Origin of the sequence: Pseudomonas taiwanensis DSM 21245, assembly GCF_000425785.1 — a bacterium.
Classification (GTDB): Bacteria; Pseudomonadota; Gammaproteobacteria; order Pseudomonadales; family Pseudomonadaceae; genus Aquipseudomonas; species Aquipseudomonas taiwanensis.
This window is the reverse complement of sequence record NZ_AUEC01000011.1, coordinates 120,338-137,213: the sequence shown is the minus strand read 5'-3', so window position 1 is coordinate 137,213 and position 16,876 is coordinate 120,338. Positions and strand designations below refer to the sequence as shown.

Annotated in this window: 19 protein-coding genes and 1 pseudogene; 9 read left to right on the top strand and 11 right to left on the bottom strand. The window is 63.4% G+C overall.

Features of this window, described 5'->3' with window-relative positions; all coding sequences use genetic code 11:
• Positions 1-29: 29 nt before the first annotated feature.
• Both H620_RS0103475 and H620_RS27625 read left to right on the top strand, forming a co-directional pair.
• Positions 30-1,556: a cryptochrome/photolyase family protein gene (locus H620_RS0103475; protein ID WP_027906725.1), complete on the top strand. Its 1,527-nt coding sequence runs from the start codon at positions 30-32 to the stop codon at positions 1,554-1,556.
• A pseudogene (locus tag H620_RS27625) lies at positions 1,553-1,675 on the top strand (DUF2256 domain-containing protein); the annotation flags it as partial. The gene H620_RS0103475 and the pseudogene H620_RS27625, both read left to right, overlap by 4 nt.
• Here H620_RS27625 and H620_RS0103470 read toward each other — a convergent pair.
• The 7 genes from H620_RS0103470 to H620_RS0103440 all read right to left on the bottom strand — a co-directional run bounded on the left by H620_RS0103470 (position 1,673) and on the right by H620_RS0103440 (position 7,182).
• Positions 1,673-2,161, bottom strand: a complete 489-nt coding sequence (locus H620_RS0103470; RefSeq protein WP_027906724.1) for a DUF2878 domain-containing protein — start codon at positions 2,159-2,161, stop codon at positions 1,673-1,675. The pseudogene H620_RS27625 and the gene H620_RS0103470 sit on opposite strands and share 3 nt — an antisense overlap.
• Positions 2,161-3,423: an SAM-dependent methyltransferase gene (locus H620_RS0103465; RefSeq protein ID WP_023380945.1), complete on the bottom strand. Its 1,263-nt coding sequence runs from the start codon at positions 3,421-3,423 to the stop codon at positions 2,161-2,163. The genes H620_RS0103470 and H620_RS0103465 overlap by 1 nt, the downstream gene beginning before the upstream one ends.
• Positions 3,398-4,207 (bottom strand): DUF1365 domain-containing protein, encoded by an 810-nt coding sequence (locus H620_RS0103460; protein ID WP_023380944.1) that lies wholly within the window; start codon positions 4,205-4,207, stop codon positions 3,398-3,400. The genes H620_RS0103465 and H620_RS0103460 overlap by 26 nt, the downstream gene beginning before the upstream one ends.
• Positions 4,204-5,451 (bottom strand): NAD(P)/FAD-dependent oxidoreductase, encoded by a 1,248-nt coding sequence (locus H620_RS0103455; protein WP_023380943.1) that lies wholly within the window; start codon positions 5,449-5,451, stop codon positions 4,204-4,206. The genes H620_RS0103460 and H620_RS0103455 overlap by 4 nt, the downstream gene beginning before the upstream one ends.
• Positions 5,452-5,457: 6 nt before the next feature.
• Entirely contained in the window at positions 5,458-6,210 is a 753-nt protein-coding gene (locus tag H620_RS0103450; RefSeq protein WP_027906723.1) for an SDR family NAD(P)-dependent oxidoreductase, read from the bottom strand.
• Positions 6,207-6,629, bottom strand: coding sequence for a nuclear transport factor 2 family protein (locus H620_RS0103445; protein ID WP_023380941.1), 423 nt, complete (start codon positions 6,627-6,629; stop codon positions 6,207-6,209). The genes H620_RS0103450 and H620_RS0103445 overlap by 4 nt, the downstream gene beginning before the upstream one ends.
• A gap of 106 nt (positions 6,630-6,735) precedes the next feature.
• Positions 6,736-7,182, bottom strand: coding sequence for a PAS domain S-box protein (locus H620_RS0103440; RefSeq protein ID WP_023380940.1), 447 nt, complete (start codon positions 7,180-7,182; stop codon positions 6,736-6,738).
• 147 nt (positions 7,183-7,329) lie between these two features.
• On the opposite strand from H620_RS0103440, the gene H620_RS0103435 reads away from it, so the two are divergent.
• Positions 7,330-8,217, top strand: coding sequence for a MerR family transcriptional regulator (locus H620_RS0103435; protein ID WP_023380939.1), 888 nt, complete (start codon positions 7,330-7,332; stop codon positions 8,215-8,217).
• Positions 8,218-8,268: 51 nt separating this feature from the next.
• Here H620_RS0103435 and H620_RS0103430 read toward each other — a convergent pair whose 3' ends face one another.
• Positions 8,269-9,390: a mechanosensitive ion channel family protein gene (locus H620_RS0103430; protein WP_023380938.1), complete on the bottom strand. Its 1,122-nt coding sequence runs from the start codon at positions 9,388-9,390 to the stop codon at positions 8,269-8,271.
• 305 nt (positions 9,391-9,695) lie between these two features.
• Between H620_RS0103430 and H620_RS0103425 the strand changes: the two genes are divergently transcribed.
• From H620_RS0103425 to H620_RS0103415, 3 genes are all read left to right on the top strand, one after another.
• Positions 9,696-10,010, top strand: a complete 315-nt coding sequence (locus H620_RS0103425) for a hypothetical protein (RefSeq protein ID WP_027906722.1) — start codon at positions 9,696-9,698, stop codon at positions 10,008-10,010.
• 74 nt (positions 10,011-10,084) lie between these two features.
• A complete protein-coding gene (locus H620_RS0103420; protein ID WP_023380936.1) occupies positions 10,085-10,381 on the top strand; it encodes a DUF6555 family protein in 297 nt (98 codons plus the stop codon).
• A 222-nt stretch (positions 10,382-10,603) separates the two neighbouring features.
• Positions 10,604-10,822, top strand: a complete 219-nt coding sequence (locus H620_RS0103415; RefSeq protein WP_023380935.1) for a hypothetical protein — start codon at positions 10,604-10,606, stop codon at positions 10,820-10,822.
• A 201-nt stretch (positions 10,823-11,023) separates the two neighbouring features.
• Here H620_RS0103415 and H620_RS0103410 read toward each other — a convergent pair whose 3' ends face one another.
• Positions 11,024-11,938, bottom strand: coding sequence for a LysR family transcriptional regulator (locus H620_RS0103410; RefSeq protein WP_023380934.1), 915 nt, complete (start codon positions 11,936-11,938; stop codon positions 11,024-11,026).
• 182 nt (positions 11,939-12,120) lie between these two features.
• Here H620_RS0103410 and H620_RS0103405 point away from each other — a divergent pair, with 182 nt between their 5' ends.
• The 3 genes from H620_RS0103405 to H620_RS25480 are packed head-to-tail and all read left to right on the top strand — an operon-like array spanning position 12,121 to position 14,377.
• Positions 12,121-13,458 carry a nucleobase:cation symporter-2 family protein gene (locus H620_RS0103405; protein ID WP_027906721.1) on the top strand — a complete coding sequence of 446 codons (1,338 nt, stop codon included), beginning with the start codon at positions 12,121-12,123 and terminating at the stop codon, positions 13,456-13,458.
• Between the two features lie 59 nt (positions 13,459-13,517).
• Positions 13,518-14,024 (top strand): nucleoside deaminase, encoded by a 507-nt coding sequence (locus tag H620_RS0103400; protein ID WP_023380932.1) that lies wholly within the window; start codon positions 13,518-13,520, stop codon positions 14,022-14,024.
• Positions 14,021-14,377 carry a hydroxyisourate hydrolase gene (locus H620_RS25480; RefSeq protein ID WP_049818690.1) on the top strand — a complete coding sequence of 119 codons (357 nt, stop codon included), beginning with the start codon at positions 14,021-14,023 and terminating at the stop codon, positions 14,375-14,377. Before H620_RS0103400 ends, H620_RS25480 begins: the two co-directional genes overlap by 4 nt.
• Positions 14,378-14,497: 120 nt before the next feature.
• Here H620_RS25480 and H620_RS0103390 read toward each other — a convergent pair whose 3' ends face one another.
• Both H620_RS0103390 and H620_RS0103385 read right to left on the bottom strand, forming a co-directional pair.
• Positions 14,498-15,442 carry a PDR/VanB family oxidoreductase gene (locus H620_RS0103390; RefSeq protein WP_027906720.1) on the bottom strand — a complete coding sequence of 315 codons (945 nt, stop codon included), beginning with the start codon at positions 15,440-15,442 and terminating at the stop codon, positions 14,498-14,500.
• On the bottom strand, positions 15,439-16,869 hold the full coding sequence (locus H620_RS0103385) for an amidohydrolase family protein (protein WP_023380929.1): 1,431 nt from the start codon (positions 16,867-16,869) through the stop codon (positions 15,439-15,441). The genes H620_RS0103390 and H620_RS0103385 overlap by 4 nt, the downstream gene beginning before the upstream one ends.
• Between the last annotated feature and the right edge of the window lie 7 nt (positions 16,870-16,876).

Below are 16,876 nucleotides of genomic sequence, written 5' to 3'. Positions count from 1 at the left end.
ACCATGGCCAGCCAATGGTGACCAACGCAATGCGTCTCGGCCTGGTGCTCGGTGACCAGCTGTCATTCGACCTGGCGAGCCTGGCGGCGCTGGACCCGACCCAGGACGCCGTCCTCATGGCCGAAGTCCAGGGGGAGGCCCGCTATGTGCCGCATCATCCGCACAAGATCATGTTCATCTTCAGCGCCATGCGTCATTTCGCCCAGGCCCTGCGCGAGCGTGGGTGGCAGGTGCATTACGTCGAGCTGGATGCCGAAGGCAACAGCGGCAGCATCGCCGGCGAGCTGCGGCGCTGGTGCAAGGTGCTCGGTGCGAGCGAAATTCACCTGACCGAATGCGGCGAGTGGCGTCTGGAACAGGCGCTGCGCGATGCCGGGCTGCCGCTGGTGTGGCATCGCGATACCCGCTTCTTGTGCTCGCGCGAGGCATTTGCGCGCTGGGCGCAAGGGCGCACGCAACTGCGCATGGAGCATTTCTACCGAGGCATGCGCAAGCGTTGTGGCCTGCTGTTGGAGCCCGACGGCAGTCCGGCAGGCGGCTCGTGGAACTTCGATGCCGACAATCGCAAATCCTTGCCGCGAGGCCTGCGCGGGCCGATTCCGGCGCAGTTCGACCAGGATGCGATCACCCAAACGGTGGTGGACTTGGTCCGGCAGCGTTTCAATGATCATTACGGTGCCATGGACGGTTTCGATTACCCCGTGACCCATGGTCAGGCCCAGCAGCTCTGGCAGCATTTTCTCGACTTTGGCCTGGCGGCATTCGGCGATTACCAGGACGCCATGGCCGAATTCGAACCGTACCTGTTCCATGCACGCATCAGTGCGGCCCTGAATGTCGGGCTGCTGGATGTCCGGCAGTTGTGCGCGGATGTCGACCACGCCTGGCGCAGCGGCCAGGTACCGCTCAATGCCGCTGAGGGCTTCATTCGTCAGTTGATCGGCTGGCGCGAATACGTGCGGGGCATCTACTGGTTGCGCATGCCCGAGTATGCTGGGCTGAACCACCTGGGCAACGATCGCGCGCTGCCGACGTTCTACTGGACCGGGGATACGCGCATGCGCTGCATGGCGCAGGCCATTGGGCAGACCCTGCGGCTTGGCTACGCGCACCATATCCAGCGGCTGATGGTCACTGGCAATTTCGCTCTGTTGGCCGGCATCGCACCAGACGCCATTTGCCAGTGGTACCTGGCGGTGTATATCGATGCGTTCGATTGGGTCGAGCTGCCCAATACCTTGGGCATGGTGATGCACGCCGATGGCGGCTATCTGGGCTCCAAACCCTATTGCGCGAGTGGTCGATACATCCAGCGGATGTCCAACCATTGCCAGGCCTGCAGCTACAAGGTCGGGCAGGTCACGGAGGAGAATGCCTGCCCGTTCAATGCGCTGTACTGGCATTTTCTGATTCGGCATCGTGCCCAGCTATCTGCCAATCCGCGCCTGCGCCTGGTCTATGGAAGCCTCGACAACATGTCACCGGCGCGTCGCCAAGCGGTGTGGGAGCGTGGCCAGGAGTTGTTGGCACGGCTGGATGCCGGGGAGGCGCTATGAAGAAGGGTTTATTGCCGAGCAAGGTTTGCGTGGTGTGTGGTCGCCCATTCGATTGGCGCAAGCGCTGGGCGCGGTGTTGGGACCAGGTGCGGTACTGCTCGCAGCGCTGCCGAAGGTCAGCGCCACGCGGCGATGCGCACCAGCAGGGGGAAGGCCAGCGCCCAGATCGGGGCCAGCAACAGCGCGGTGGGCAGTGACCCCAAGGGTAGCGCCACATCAGCCAGCCCGGCACCGCCCAGGTAAGCCGCCGGGCCGCCCAGAGCACCCAGCAGTGCGCCACGCCAGAATGGGCTGCCAGCCCAGGCCAAGCTGTGGCGCAAGCCGCTGGCCAGCACCAGCCACAAAAGCCCCAGCCACAGGGGCAGTGGCCAGGTGCCGAAATCGAAAACGCCCAACGATCCCAGCAGACTGTCCATGACGCAGCCGGCCAGTGTGACCCGCCACAACGCCTTGGTCTCGGCGGCAAGGTCCGCGCACAGGTACAGGTGCACGGCCAGCCCGATCGGCACCAGTAGCAACAGCCACGGGTATTTTGCGCCGAGCACGCAAAGCCACCAGCCGGCCTGCAACCATAGGGCGTTGGCCACCAGCCAGGCGCTGGGCATCATGGCTGTGCTGGCAACGGCGCACGCCGGGCCAAGGGGGCTGCCCACAGCAATTGTGATACACCGATTGCACGCTCTTCGAAACCGCCCTGGCAATAGCACAGGTAGAACTCCCACAAGCGCTGGAACGTGTCGTCGTATCCCAGCGCGGCCAGCGTGGTGCGTGACTGGCGCAGGTTGTCGCGCCAATGCTCCAGCGTGCGTGCATAGTCCACACCGAAATCTTCCAGATGCACGAGGTTGAGCGCGGTCTGCCGGCTGGCGGTGTCGAGCATCACGCTCAGCGACGGCAGGGCGCCACCGGGGAAGATGTAGCGTTGGATGAAGTCCACAGAGCGCCGCGCCTGGGCATAGCGCTGGTCACGGATGGTGATGGCCTGCAGCAGCATCAGCCCGTCGGGCTTGAGCAGGGCGGCGCACTGGCGGAAGTAGGTCGGTAGGTAGCGGTGGCCCACGGCCTCGATCATTTCGATGGACACCAGCTTGTCGTAGCTGCCGACCAGGTCGCGGTAGTCGTCTTGCAGTACGGTCACGCGCTGCTCCAGGCCAAGGTCCCGGACCCGCTGCAAGGTATAGCTGTACTGCGCTTGCGACAGCGTGGTGGTGGTGACTCGGCAGCCGTAGCGGGTTGCGGCATGGATGGCCAGGCTGCCCCAACCGCAGCCGATTTCCAGCAGGTGGTCGTTCGGGCTGAGTTCGAGCTTCTGGCAGATGCGCTCCAGCTTGTTCAGTTGCGCCTGTTCCAGGGTTTGCCCTGGATGCTCGAACTTGGCCGCGGAATACATCATGGTCGGGTCCAGCAACTGCTCGAACAGTGCGTTGCCCAGATCGTAGTGGGCCAGGATGTTGCGCCGGGCACCGCGCCGGCTGTTGCGGTTCAACCGGTGCAGCAGGCGCAGGGCTGGTCGGCCAAGACGTGCCAGGCCACCTTCCAGGGCGTCCAGTACGTCGAGGTTGGCCACGAACAGGCGGGTCACCCGCGCAAGGTCCGGGCTGCGCCAGTAGCCATGGATATACGCCTCGCCGGCGCCAATCGAGCCATTCCCGGCGATCATGCCCCAGGCTGCGTCATCGAGAATCTCCACCTCGGCCTGCAACGGGCTGGCGGCATCGCCAAAGTTCCACTGCCGCCCATGGCTGAGCAGCCGCAGGTGGCCGTGGCGTAACTTGCCCAATTGGGCGAGCAGGGCGTTACGTGCCAATGTGCCGAGCAAGGGCGCCAGGCCTGCGGACTTGCTAACGCTCAGAGTGGGGTTGGGCATGGTTGGGGTCCTCGCAGGGTTGGCCGAGTACCAGGTCGCCCTGGCGTTCGGTGTGGTCATGGATGGGCGTGCGTTTGAGTAGAAGGCGCAGCGCCTGCCAGTAGATGGCCGAGACGGTGCGCAAGCTCATCCAGGGGAAGGTCAGGATGTACCTCCGCAGTGCGCGCCTATCCAGGGGCTGAAGCTGCAGGGCGAGATCGGCATCGAAGACTTTCTGGCCGTCCTGCCAGTTCTGCATGTGAATGCGTACTTGCGTCGCCGCCAGGCGAAAGTGCAGGCGGTAGTCCATGTTCAACGGCATGAACGGCGACACATGGAAGGCCTTGGCCAGGGTGAAGGACGTCGCCAGGTTGCCCTCTACCGGCAGCACATAGTGGTAGCGCTCGCGCCAGGGAGTGTTGCGGACTTCCAGCAGGATCGCCGCCAGCTGCCCGTCGTGGTCATGGCAGAAGTAGAAACTCACCGGATTGAACGACAGCCCCCAGCAACGCAATTGCGTCAGCAGTTGGACGTGTCCAGTGGGTGTGCGGCCGGTGGCCTGACCGACCAATGTGCGGGCAGCTTCGGCTAGCGGTGTACCTTGGCGGGTCAGGGCGGGCAGGTAGTCGGTGTCGCGCCAGCTCAGAGGGGCCAGGCGCCAGCGTCCGATCCAGCGCGACAGCCCCAGCCATGCGGCTTGTTCGTCCAGGTCCAGCAAGAACATGCCTACCCGGTAACGGAACGCGTGGGGGCGTGGCGCCAGGCGGCGGTGGCTGAGCCAGCCCAGGCAAAGGCTGCTGTTCACAGCTGCTCTCCAAAGTGGCGCGCCACCTGCAGCGCGCTCACCACGCCGTCTTCATGAAAACCATTGCCCCAATAGGCACCGCAGAAGTAACTGTGCAGATGGCCTTGTATCTGTTCCTGCCTTGCCTGCGCGGTGGAGGCGGCCAGGCTGTATTGTGGGTGGGCGTAACGCAGGCGGGCGATGATGTGTGCCGGGTCTATGAGTGCGGTTTGGTTGAGACTGACGCAGAAGGTCGCCGGCGCCTGGATACCCTGAAGAATGTTCATGTTGTAGGTGACCGCGGCCGGGGCATGCTCGGCGCCGCCCAAGCGGTAGTTCCAACTGGCCCAGGCTTTCCTGCGGCGCGGCAACAGGCGGATGTCGGTGTGCAGCACCACGTCGTTCTCGGCGTACCCTATGGCGCCTAGCACGGCGCGCTCTTGGGCGCTGGGTGCTTCCAGCAGCCCGAGGGCCTGGTCGCTGTGGCAGGCAAACACCACGCTTTCGAAGCGTTCGGTGCCGGCGCTGGTGAAAACGCTCACCCCCCCCTCGTCGCGGCTGACCCGGTGGACCTTGGTGCCAAGGCGAATACGATCGGCGAACGGTCGGCACAGCGGCTCGATGTAGCTACGCGAGCCGCCCTGGATGACCCGCCATTGCGGGCGATCGTTGACCGACAGCAGGCCATGGTTGCGACAGAACCGCACGAAGAACCGCAGCGGGAAGTCGAGCATGTCGGCGCGGGACATCGACCAGATGGCCGACCCCATCGGTACGATGTAGTGTTCGATGAAGCGTTGCCCATAGCCATGGGTCGTGAGGTAGCTGCCCAGGGTGGTGGAGGCATCGATGCGCTGGTTGTCCAGGTCGGCCAGTGCCTGCCGGTTGAAGCGCAGGATGTCGCGCAGCATCCCCCAGAAGCCCGGCGACCACAGGTTTCTGCGTTGGGCGAACAGGGTATCGAGGTCGTGACCGTTGTATTCCAGGCCAGTGAGCGGGTCATGGACCGAAAAGCTCATCTGCGTTGGTTGCGACGCGACCCCGAGCTGACCGAGCAGGCGTATGAAATGGGGGTAGGTCCAGTCGTTGAAGACGATGAAGCCGGTGTCGATGGCATAGCGTTGGCCCTGCCAGTCCACATCCAGGGTATGGGTGTGCCCGCCGATCCATTGCTCGGCCTCGAACACTGTCACTTCGTGTTTGCGCGACAACAGGTAGGCGCAGGTCAAACCTGCGATACCGCTGCCGATGATCGCTATGCGCATGGGGCATCATTCCTGTTCATGGCGTGCCAGGCGTCGGCCAATCGCCAGGCGCAGACGCGCAGGCAAAGCACCGAGCAGGCGCAGGACAAAGGTGAATAGGCCGGGGAAATTGATCTCCAGCGGGCGCTGGGGCAGGCGCTTGGCGATATGGCTGGCGGCGCGCTGGGCTGGCCAGATCTGGGGCATGGGGAAGTCGTTGCGGCGGGTCAGCGGCGTGTCGACGAACCCCGGACTCACCAAGGTCACGTCGATACCCTCGCGCGCCAGGTCGATGCGTTGCGATTCCACCAAGTAGCGTACAGCCGCCTTGGATGCGCCATAAGCTCCCGCCCGAGGCAAGGCCAGCCAGGTAACCGAACTGCCCATCACCACCAGGTGCGGGCGCTCCCCAGCGCGCAGCAAGGGCAGGGCGGCTGCCAGACAATGGTTCAGCGCGAGGAAGTTGGTGCGGATCACGCGTTCGACCAGCTGCGGGTCGTATCGGCCGGGCTCCAGGTATTCGCAGGTACCTGCGTTGAGGATGACCATGTCCAGGCCACCCCAGGCCTGCTCGATGCAGGCGGCGACCTGGGCTACCTGGCGTGGGTCGTCGAGGTCGCCGATGGCCAGCAGCACTTGGCCAGGAAACTGTTCGGCAAGGGGTGACAGCCGCTCGGCATGACGGCTGCCGAGTGCCACTTGGTGCCCCTGTTCGAGCAGGCATCGCGCAAGTTCGGCGCCGATCCCGCTGCTCGCGCCGGTCAGCCAGCAACGGCTCATGCCAACCTGCCTTTGAGCCAGCGGATAGCGCCGCCCATGACCGGAACATGCTCGTAGAGCAGGGCTCCTGCGTCGAAGAAGTCCTGATGCAGATGCACCCGGTCCTGCCATTGCAGGTAGCTGCAACCTTGCAAGGTGATCGGCCGTCCGCCGGACAGGCGAGGGTGGCGGAACTGCAAGGTCCAACGCAAATAGCCTTGACCAGGCCCTACCTCATCGGCGCCTGTGAAGGTATAGCGGATGTCATGCGCGTTGGCGTAAAGCTGGGAGAAGTAGGCCTTCAGTGCCTCAAGACCCTGAATCTGATGCAGGGGGTCGCGAAAAGTGACCTCTTCGTTGTACAGGTTTACCAGCGCATCGATATTGTGCGCGTCGAGCCGCGCGAAGCGTTGCGCGAATTGCTGCAGGTAGGCGGACATGCGAGTCTCCAGGCAGGCCTGTACAGATAATGAATCTTGTACAGGTATAGCTGAAGACTACGTCTAAAATTGTACAAGTCAACGGCCTTGTACAGCTTTTTTTGTATCAAGCTTCGAGCTCGCCCAATTTGCCCTGCAATTCAGCGACTTGCGCTTCCAGTTCCCGGATCCTTTGCTGGGCTTCCATTCGTGCCGTGACGTCGTGCTGGATCCCGATGTAGTAGGTCAACTGGTCCGCCTCGTTATGCACCGGCGTGATGGACAGTTCGTTCCAGAACAAGCTGCCATCCTTGCGGTAGTTGCGCAGCACCTGACGGCAGGGCTGCCCTTGGGCGATGGCCTGGCGGATGGCAACGAGCCCTGCCTGGTCGTGGTCCTGGCCTTGGAGGAAGCGACAGTCCTGATAAAGGATATCGGCGGCGCAATAGCCTGTGAGGCGTTCGAAAGCGGGGTTGACGTAGATAAGGATGCTGTCGTCGCCTTCCTGTTCGGCGACGACGATGCCATCGTTGGAATGCTCGACCATCAGTTGCAGGAGTTTTGCGTTGATCATTTAGCCACCCACGGATTCATATTCAGTATGCGCAGCGTAGCTCTACTGTCGAGAGCTTCGGTGCGGTTCGTCGAATGATGACTCAATGATGCTCGCCCAAGAAGATGTGCAGGGGTTTAGAATGTGTTATCTCACGGATGCCCCACGATGACTGAAGCCACCCCACCTGATCTTTTTCCCATGCGCGATGTGGTCACCATGACCGGCATCAACCCCGTTACCTTGCGTGCCTGGGAGCGGCGCCATGGCCTGATCCGCCCACAACGTACCGATGGCGGCCACCGGTTGTACACTGCCACGGACGTGCAGCGAATCCGCGACATCCTGCGCTGGACCGCCAATGGCCTGCCGATCAGCAAGGTTGGCGAAATGCTCGCGGGGCAAAGCAAGACCAGCCTTGTGCGCGACGATGCCTTCGATGAATGGCGTACGGCCGTTGTGCGCGCAACCAAAACATTCGATAGCCAGGCGCTGGAAGGTATCCATGGCCAGTTGTTCACGCTCTTTCCCAAGGCCAGCGTGATGCATGACGTGCTGATGCCGGTCTGGCGTGGTCTGGCATCCGGTAGTGGTTTCGGGGAGCGCAGCCAGTGGCTTTTCCTCGATACCTTCCTGCGCGCCAGGTTACTCCTGCGCCTGCAGATGAATCAGCCCGATGCCCCTCGGGTCCTGCTGGCTGGTTTGGAGGACCATGCCGAGCTTGAGTTGCTTAGTACCGGTTTGCTGCTCAGTGGCGAGCGCCAGCGCATCGAGGTGCTCGGTCGTGGCCAACCCCTCGAAGAACTGGCCCTGCTGTGCGCGGCGATCCAGCCCGCGGCGGTGGTGATTGCCGTACGGGAGCCTGTTACCCCTGTGCTGGCCAGGCGCCTGCGGTCGTTGCAGATGGACGTCGCTTGCCCGTTGGCGGTGGTGGGCGAGGGCCTGGACGATTCCCTGGGGGTTTTGCAGGGTATTCCGCTGTGCCTGCTGAACGAGCGTCAGAGCAATGTGGCGGGTGTCCTGGAAGCGCTGCTCAGCGGTGCGCTGGACCTGTGACGGAGAGGGAAGACGCCTTGGCTGGCGACGCCTTCCCTGGGGCTTGTGCATTCAGGCTCCTCTGAAGCCACGGCCTTCGCGCCCTGCAGACTCAACGTTGGCCTCTGGCAAGGCGGTGACCTTGATTGCCCGTACCGGAACGGCGAATGTGGCGCCGATCCGGGAGAAGCGTTCCAGTAGACGGAAATTGATCGCTTGCTGGATATCCATGTACAGGTTGTAGCCTGGGTCCTTGACGATATACACGCACTCGAACTCCAACGCCTCCTTGCCGAAACCGCGCAGGTGAGCACGGTCGAAACGCACCTGATCCTGCGCCTTGATCGCTTCTTCGACGATGCCCGGCGCCTTCTTCACCGCCTCGGTGGGTGTGTCGTAGGAAAGGCCGAATTCGAACACGATGCGGCGTTCCTGCAACCGCTTGTAGTTCTGGATGGTGCTGCTGATCATGCTGGCGTTTGCCATGACGATCTGCTCGCCGCCAAGGCTGCGGATACGCGTGGTTTTAAGACCGACATGCTCCACGGTGCCCGCCAGCGGGCCGATGACGATGAAGTCGCCGACTTCGAACGGCTTGTCCACGGCGATCGACAGCGAGGCGAACAGGTCGCCGAGGATGTTCTGCACGGCCAGCGCCACCGCGATCCCGCCCACACCCAGGCTGGCAACGAAGGCAGTGATGTTCACGCCCAGGTTCGACAGCATCGCCAGCAACACCACCGACCACAGTAACACCCGCGCGCCCCAGGCCGAGAGCGTGGCCAAGGCGCTGCCCTGGTTCAGGCCATCGGCCCTGTGGCGTGCGAAGTAGCGGCTAAGGCCTAGGCTTATGGCGCGGTTGGCCCACAGGCCAATCTGCAGGGCGGCGACCACGAACCACAGGCTGCTGACCCGGCTGAGCCAGCGCTCGGGCAGGTCGAGCAGGCTCAAGCCTACAAGCAAGGAGGCAAGGAACAGCAGGAAATTGCTGGTGCCAGCCAGCACCTTGGCCAGCACTTGGCTCAAGGCACCATCGTGCATTGACCAGCGCCGGACCCGGTGCAGCAGGAAGCTGATCGCCGCACGGGCGACCAGGAAGGTCACGAGGGTGGTGGTCAGCGCCAACAACACGTTGAGAATGGAAATACCGAATACGGTGGTGTCGGTGAACAGTGCAATGATGCGATCGTTCATCAGCGGCTCGCCTCCTGGTTGCCATCGATAGGTGTGCAATTCCTTGTCTTGGACGTCCGGCCGACGCCACAGGTCGATTGGATTTCATCAACCGAGCGATAGCGCCGAATGTTTCGGCGCGTTCAGTGGGAAGGACGGGCGGGACGCAGAGGGGGTGGCTCATTCGCGCACGGCCGATGACCGGTGGTTGTACAGCGTCAGTCGTTTTGTAGAGGCCTGGCCGGTTGTCCGACGGCGTCGATTTTTTTCGATCGGCAGCGCCGATCAGAGGATCTACCGACGACAACAGCGGCGAGGGCCAGCAGATGAAGCACAGAGGCGAGACCTATCGACAGTGGTGTGACCCGATCCTGCATCATCAGGCCCATGAGGAGACCCTCGACGATGGCACCTGTCTGGAAGTGCAGACGCGTCTGTCACGCACGGGAGAAACGCAGTTGTTCATTGGTGTCTATCGACGCGATGGCTCGGTGGTGCGCGAGCGGGTCTACAGCCGACGCCCCGGAGAAACCATGAGCCGGGCATTGGTATGGGGCGTGGGATATGCCAGGCGAGTCGCGGTCGCAGGTGATGCAGTCAGGGCCGAGGCCGCTGGCGGTTCGCTTGGCCAACAACAGTGACCAATCGGTCAAATTAACTGAATCTTTTCTGCCTCGACTCGCTCCATTGGCTTGAATCGAAGGAGGAGAGTCCAATGGCAGGACAGCAGTTGTATGTGATCGAATATGAGCTTCACGGGGAGTTTCGCACGTTCATCATCCGCCAGGAGCGTATGGACAATGCTCAGGCCTGGCACTGGGCGAGCTGCGATGCGGGGGTTGGCATCATCCCCAGGTTTGGCCAGCACAGGATCAAGAAGGTCAGCCGGCCCATGGCCGAGCGGTACGGTATCGCCAACGTACGGTGGTGGGTATCGGGGCAAGGTCCGGAGTTCGTCGCGCCGCTTATCGATATGAAGAAGTTCTCTAATAGCGGCACTGCCGACACGTGAAGCCTTGCAGACGGGCACGATGAGCCAGGGCGATTTGCCCTGGCTTTTTTGTTGCAACCCCTTTACGGGTTGTAAATGAGTATTCCGAGGCTGGTCCAACGCAGCATCACCCGGTATCAGGGCTTTTCGCACAGAGCCTAAAACCTTTGAACGAATACGAAGGTATGATACTCAGCTGTTCATGCAGGGCCATCAGCGTGAGTCAGAGGAGGAGCTTCAACCATGCCCAACGAGCCCACCAACCAGGAAGTTGCGACCTTGATCGACATCAGCGAATCACAAGTCCAACACTACCGGGGAGAATCATATCTGCTGGGTGATGGCACCTGGCTCGTCCACTTCGCCTATTTCATGCCCAAGGAACTGCGTGCCAAGTTGACCGGCAGTTTCACCTTGATGATCAAGCCTCACGCCTGCGCGGGCGAGCGGCGCAGTGGATAGACCGTTCGCCAGCAGCGTCGTGCCCGTCGATGAACCGTTGCCCCCGTTCCAGGTTCTCCACGCGACAGCGTTCTCCAGGTGGCATACCCGGTTGCGGGACGTATCGGGGCTTCACCTCAGCTCGTGCAGACGCTGTTGCGGGCACTGAGCGCCTGGCCTTCAGCGGCAGGCGATTTCCGCCGCCACCCCACGGACACGCTTCTATAAAGTCGTTGCCCGCCCAAGTCGATCCAGCTCGAACACCTTGCTGTGCTGCAGGCGCTCGCGCAGGTAGCTCGCCGCCGGCCCCGCTTGGCGGCTGCGATGCCACAGCAGGTCCACCCCCACCAGCCAGTCGGTGTGTGGGTAGGCTTCCAGTTGCAACTCCACCAATTGGCCGCTCTCCAATTCGCGCTGCACCAGCAGGCGCGGCAGGGTCGCCCAGCCCAGCCCTGCGCAGACCATCTCGACCAGTGCCAGGTAGCTCTCCGCACGCCATAGCTGGCCCGCACGCAGATACTCGCTGCTGGGCAGTTTGTCGGCATGGGCAAAGAAGGCCAGCCGGCGATGGGCGTTGAGGTCGGCGAAACTGACCGGTGATTGTCGCGCCAGGGCGAACTGGTGATGGCAGACGTGGGTCATGATTAGCTTGCCCAACTGCTGGAAGGCAAGCTCAGGCGGGTAGTCGGGCTGGGCGAATGTCACCCCAAGGTCAGCTTCGCCGGTGAGGATCATCTCGCTGACATCGCCGTGCAGCGGGTGGCGGATCAGCAGATCGACGAAGGGGAACGCTGCGTCGAAGCCCTTGAACGGCGGTATCAGTGGGCCATACGGGACTTCGATGGCTAATGTCAGTGCCGCTTCGACCTGGCCGGCCAGGCTGTCGGCGCTGCCCTCCAGGGCATAGCAGCGTTCGAGGATGCCTTCGGCCCGCAGCAGCAGCTTGTGGCCGGCGGGTGTCAGACCAGGAATGCGGCTGGAGCGGTCGAACAGCTGCACGCCAAGGTCGGTTTCCAGGTTGCTGATCGCCGCACTGACCGTCGATTGCGTGCGCCCCAGTCGCCGCGCCGCGGCAGAAAATGAGCCTGCCTGCACGGCGCTGACGAACACCTGAAGTTGTTCCAGTGAAAAGCGCATCGCCTGATCCTTCCCAAACGGTCCAACCATCGATATTAGCGATGGTTAATCATTTGCTCCATCGTTGAATTAACAGGATGCTCCCCGTCGACATCGGCGACAGCTGCCATGCTTTCCTGTGCTGCATGTCACTCCGGGCGCCTTCAACAATAAAAAGAGCCGCACTTCAGGAGCGTCACAACATGAGCCAATCTCTGATCCACCCCGTGGACGAAGTACTGCCTCTACGGGAGCTGTTCACCTTCGGCCTGCAGCATGTGCTGGTGATGTACGCCGGTGCCGTCGCCGTACCATTGATTCTCGGTAGCGCCCTGGGACTGAGCCATGCCCAGGTGGTCACGTTGATCAATGCCAACCTACTCACCTCGGGAATCGCGACCTTGCTCCAGACCCTCGGCCTGAGGTGCTTCGGTGCGCGCTTGCCGCTGATCCAGGGCTGCTCGTTCATCGCCTTGGCACCGATGATCATGATCGGTAAGGAATTCGGTCTACCCCATGTGTTCGGTGCGGTGATCGCCGCCGGTGCACTCACGATGGCCATAGCACCGCTGTTCAGCCGCCTGCTGCGTTTCTTCCCGCCGGTGGTGATCGGCAGCCTCATCACGGTCATTGGCATCTCGCTGATGCCTGCGGCAGCGATCTGGCTCGGGGGAGGTCAGCCAGGTGCCCCGGATTTCGGCGCACCGGCCAACTTGTTGCTGGGCCTGGCGACGGTGGCGATAACCCTGGTGATCCATGCCCGCTTTCGCGGTTTCATCGGCAATCTCAGCGTGCTGCTGGGGCTGATCGTCGGCAGCTTGGCGGCGGCGGCATGCGGCATGACCGACTTCAGCCGGGTGGGGGCGGCGGCGTGGTTCGAGCTCAGTGCGCCAATGGCGTTCGGTGTTCCGCAGTTCTCGTTGACGCCGGTGCTGATCATGTTCCTGGCCATGCTGGTGATCATGGCCGAGACCACCGGTAACTGCCTGGCCATCGGCAAGCTGACCGGCAAGCCTGCCGACCCGCGAACCCTGGGCAACGCGTTTCGTGCCGATGGTTTGTCGACCATGCTGGGCGGGTTGTTCAACAGCTTCCCCTACAACGCGTTTACCCAGAACACTGGCCTGATTGCGCTTTCTGGCGTCAAGAGCCGTTACGTGGTCGCTGCCGCAGGCGCCATCATGGTGTTGATGGGGCTGTTTCCCAAGCTGGGTGCTCTGATCGCCAGCGTGCCGACACCCGTGCTCGGTGGCTGCGCCATCGTGATGTTTGGCATGACCACCGTGGCGGGGATCCAGGAACTGTCGCGGGTGCGCTTCGAGGGGACTCGCAACGGCCTGGTGGTGGCGGTATCGGTCAGCATTGGCGTATTGCCGATGTCAATGCCGGCGCTGTTCGAGCATGTCAGCGGTCCGCTGAAACTGGTGCTGGAGAGCGGCATCTTCCTCGCCGCAGTCAGTGCCATTGTGCTCAACCTGCTGCTCAATCGTGAAGCCGAGACAAGCACTCAGGACGCCATCGACTCCAAACTGGCCAAGTGAGCCTTTCTTCACGCGCGCCCGTCGGCGCGCTTTCAACTGCCTCTCAGGGAGCAACCGCCATGACGCTGTCCACCCCCCATGCCACCGACCTGTCCGAGCTGGACCTTGACCTGCTGCGCCAGTCGATCAGCCTGTCCGAGCAATCGCGCAGGGATGGCCGACATCCATTCGCCGCACTCGTCGCCGATGCCCAGGGCCGCATCATCGCCAGCGCTGGCAACAATTCCATGCCCCCCGAGGGCGATCCGACCCAGCATGCCGAGCTCGTGGCGGCCGCGCAGGCAGCCAAGCTGCTGACACCTGAGCAACTCGCGTCCTGCACGCTATACACCAGCGCCGAGCCCTGCTGCATGTGCGCCGGGGCGGTGTATTGGACCGGTATCGGCAGGGTAGTCTATGCGTTGTCGGAGCATGCCCTGCTGGGTTTGACCGGCGCCCACCCGGAAAACCCTACGTTCTCGTTGCCATGCCGCGAAGTGTTCGCCCGTGGTCAGCGCATCGTGAAGGTGCATGGGCCAGTGCTGGAGGATGAGGCGGCGCGAGCTCACCAAGGGTTCTGGTCATGAACGGCGGCGTTTCCGTGCATGTCGTCGACATCGCCAGCGGGCGCGCCGCGCATGGGCTGCGGGTGAGCATCGGGGCAGTTGGCGAGGCGGCGTTTGCCGAAGGCATTATCGACGCCCGCGGCCAGTGGCCGGCTCTGGCTGCGCTGAACGAGCGATTTGGCGTCGGCGTCTACGAACTGCGCCTGCAGGTGGCGCAGTTCTATCGCCAGCTCGGCACCGAATTGCCCGCCATACCCTTCCTGGACGAGTTGGTGTATCGCTTCGGCATCGGCGAGGCGCAGGCGCAGGCGCACTATCACCTGCCTTTCAAGATCACCGCCTGGGGTGTCAGCTGTTTTCGTGGAGGCGCTTGAGCTGCATCGCTGCCAAGCTTAAGCCTGGCAGGGTTGGCGATCGAGCATTGCGGGTGCGCCCGCCCCTGTAACCTCGCCAACCCGTTGGATGTCAGGTTATCGGGCACTGGTTGCCCGGCCTCAGGCGTCCAGCACCAGGTGCGGACCCCGCGCGACCGAGACACATGGCGCGATCCATTCACCGCTGTTGCGCTGTGCCTCGCTGAGGCATTCGTCACGGTGTTGCGGTTCGCCCTCGATGACCCGGCACACGCAAGCACCGCAAATACCCATGCCGCATGAGATGGGCAGCGCCACCCCAACTCTCGCGGCAGCCTGGACCAGGCTTTCGCCCGCGTGCACTTGGACTTCACGCCCACTGCGCTGCAGAACCAGCACACTGCTGGCGCCGGCTTGATCGAGTGGCTCAGCCGGCCTGAAGTGCTCGCGGTGCAGCGCCGAAGCCGGCCAGCCGCGAGCCAGGGCGATCTGCTCGACGCTTTCCATGAACCCCGCAGGCCCGCAGCAGTACACGCTGGCTTGATGTTGCCAGTCGGGCAGTTGCTCATGCAGGCAGTCACGGATCTGCGCCGCGCGCAAGCCTCTGAACACCTCGACGTGTGGACCCAGGTGCTGGAGAAGGGGCGCCTGGTGCAAGTGCCGGGTGAAATACAGCAGCCGCACCGCACGCCCCTGTGCCTGGCATTGCCGGTACATGGGCAGCAGCGGCGTGATGCCGATGCCCGCCGCCAGCAGCGTCACCGGGCCGTTGCCAGGTTGCAGGGAAAACAGGTTGCGCGGCGCGCTTACCTCTATTCTTGCACCCAGGCGCAGGTGCTCATGCAGCCATTTCGAACCGCCCCGTGAAGTGGGTTCACGCTTGATGCCCAGGTACAGATGCCCCTCATCGGGCAGGCTGGCCACGGAGTATTGGCGCACCACGCCGTTGCCCAGACGCAGGTCGACGTGGGCGCCGGCGGCCCAACTGAAGGGCAGGGCGCCGCCGCCCGGTGTGCCCAGTTCGACACCCAGCACATCGTCGGCTTCCAGGCGCAAGGCACGTACTTGCAGGGACGTCCAGTTCATGCGCGTACTCCCGCCGCCCGTTGCAGGCGCACCACGGCCTCGCGGGCCTGGCAGCCCAGTTCGGCAAGGTCCAGGCCAGGGATGGCGTCGTTCTCCACCCGCAGCTGGCCGCCGACCAGCAACGCCCGCAACGTCGGTCGCCCGCCGCCGACCACTGGCGCGATTCCGAGGTCATGCAAGCCAAAGTAGCGTGGCTGGTCGAGCCGGTACAAGGCGAGGTCCGCCGCCATGCCGACTTCCAGCGTGCCCAGCGCATCCAGCCCCAACACCTGGGCGCCGCCGGCCGTGCCCCAGCGCACCACGTCTTCCACACAGGCGACATGGGCACCACCCTCCAGCGTGCCGCCCGCGTAACCAGGCAAGGCCCGCTCGCCGCCCTTGGCCCGCTGCATAAGCCAGGCGGCGTGGGTTTCGCTGATCATGTCGCAGGCTTCGTTGGAGGCCGCCCCGTCCACACCGATCGAGATCGCCATGCCAGCAGCTTCCATGGCGACGATGTCGGCAATGCCGCTGCCCAGCCGGCCGTTGCTCTGGGGGCAATGGGCAACGCCGGTTCCGGTCGCGCCCAACAGCCGGATTTCCTCGGCGCTGAGCTTGACCAGGTGGGCGAACCACACATCCGGCCCCAGCCATTCGTGTTCTGCGCAGAAGGCAACCGGTGAGAGCTGATGGCGACGCTGGACTTCGTTCTGGTACTCCACCGTTTCGCTCAAGTGGCTGTGCAGGCGGATGCCCAGCTTGCGGGCGGCGCGGGCGGTTTCACGCAGGTGCTCGGGTGGCATCGAATAAGGTGGGCTGGTGGGCGCCATTACGACCCGGCGCCAGGCGTCGGCGGCGTGGTCGTGGTAGGTGCGTACCAACCGCTCGACGTCATCCAGGTACTGCTCCAGGGTCTCCGGCCCCGCACTTGCCGGGCCTTCGGCCTGGCGCACCTGGGTCGCGCCGCCGCGGCACAGCACGAAGCGCAGGCCAAGCTGCTGTGCTTCCTCGAACAGGATCTGTGCGCTATCGAAGCCCATGCCTGGCAGGTAAAGGTAATGGTGGTCGGCAACCGTACTGCAGCCGGAGCGAGCCAGTTCAACCAGGCCGATACGTGCGGCCAGGCGGAAGCTGTGCTCATCGAACAGCCCGCGGTAGCGATACGGGACCGCGCCCAACCACGCCCCAAGGCTTTGGTCGATCCCTGCCGGAATACCCTTGAGCAGCGACTGGAACAGGTGGTGGTGGGTATTCACCCAGCCGGGATAGACGACGCAATCGGTAGCGTCGAGCACGGGTTCGCCTGTCTCCGGCCGCAGTGTGCCGATGGCTGCGATACGCCCTTGGCTGATGCGGATGTCCGGCCCGGCATGACGCGCTGGCACGCCACGCAGGCCGGTGAGAATGGCGCTGGCGTTGCGGATCAGCCAGCTGTCTGAATGCTTCATGTGGGTC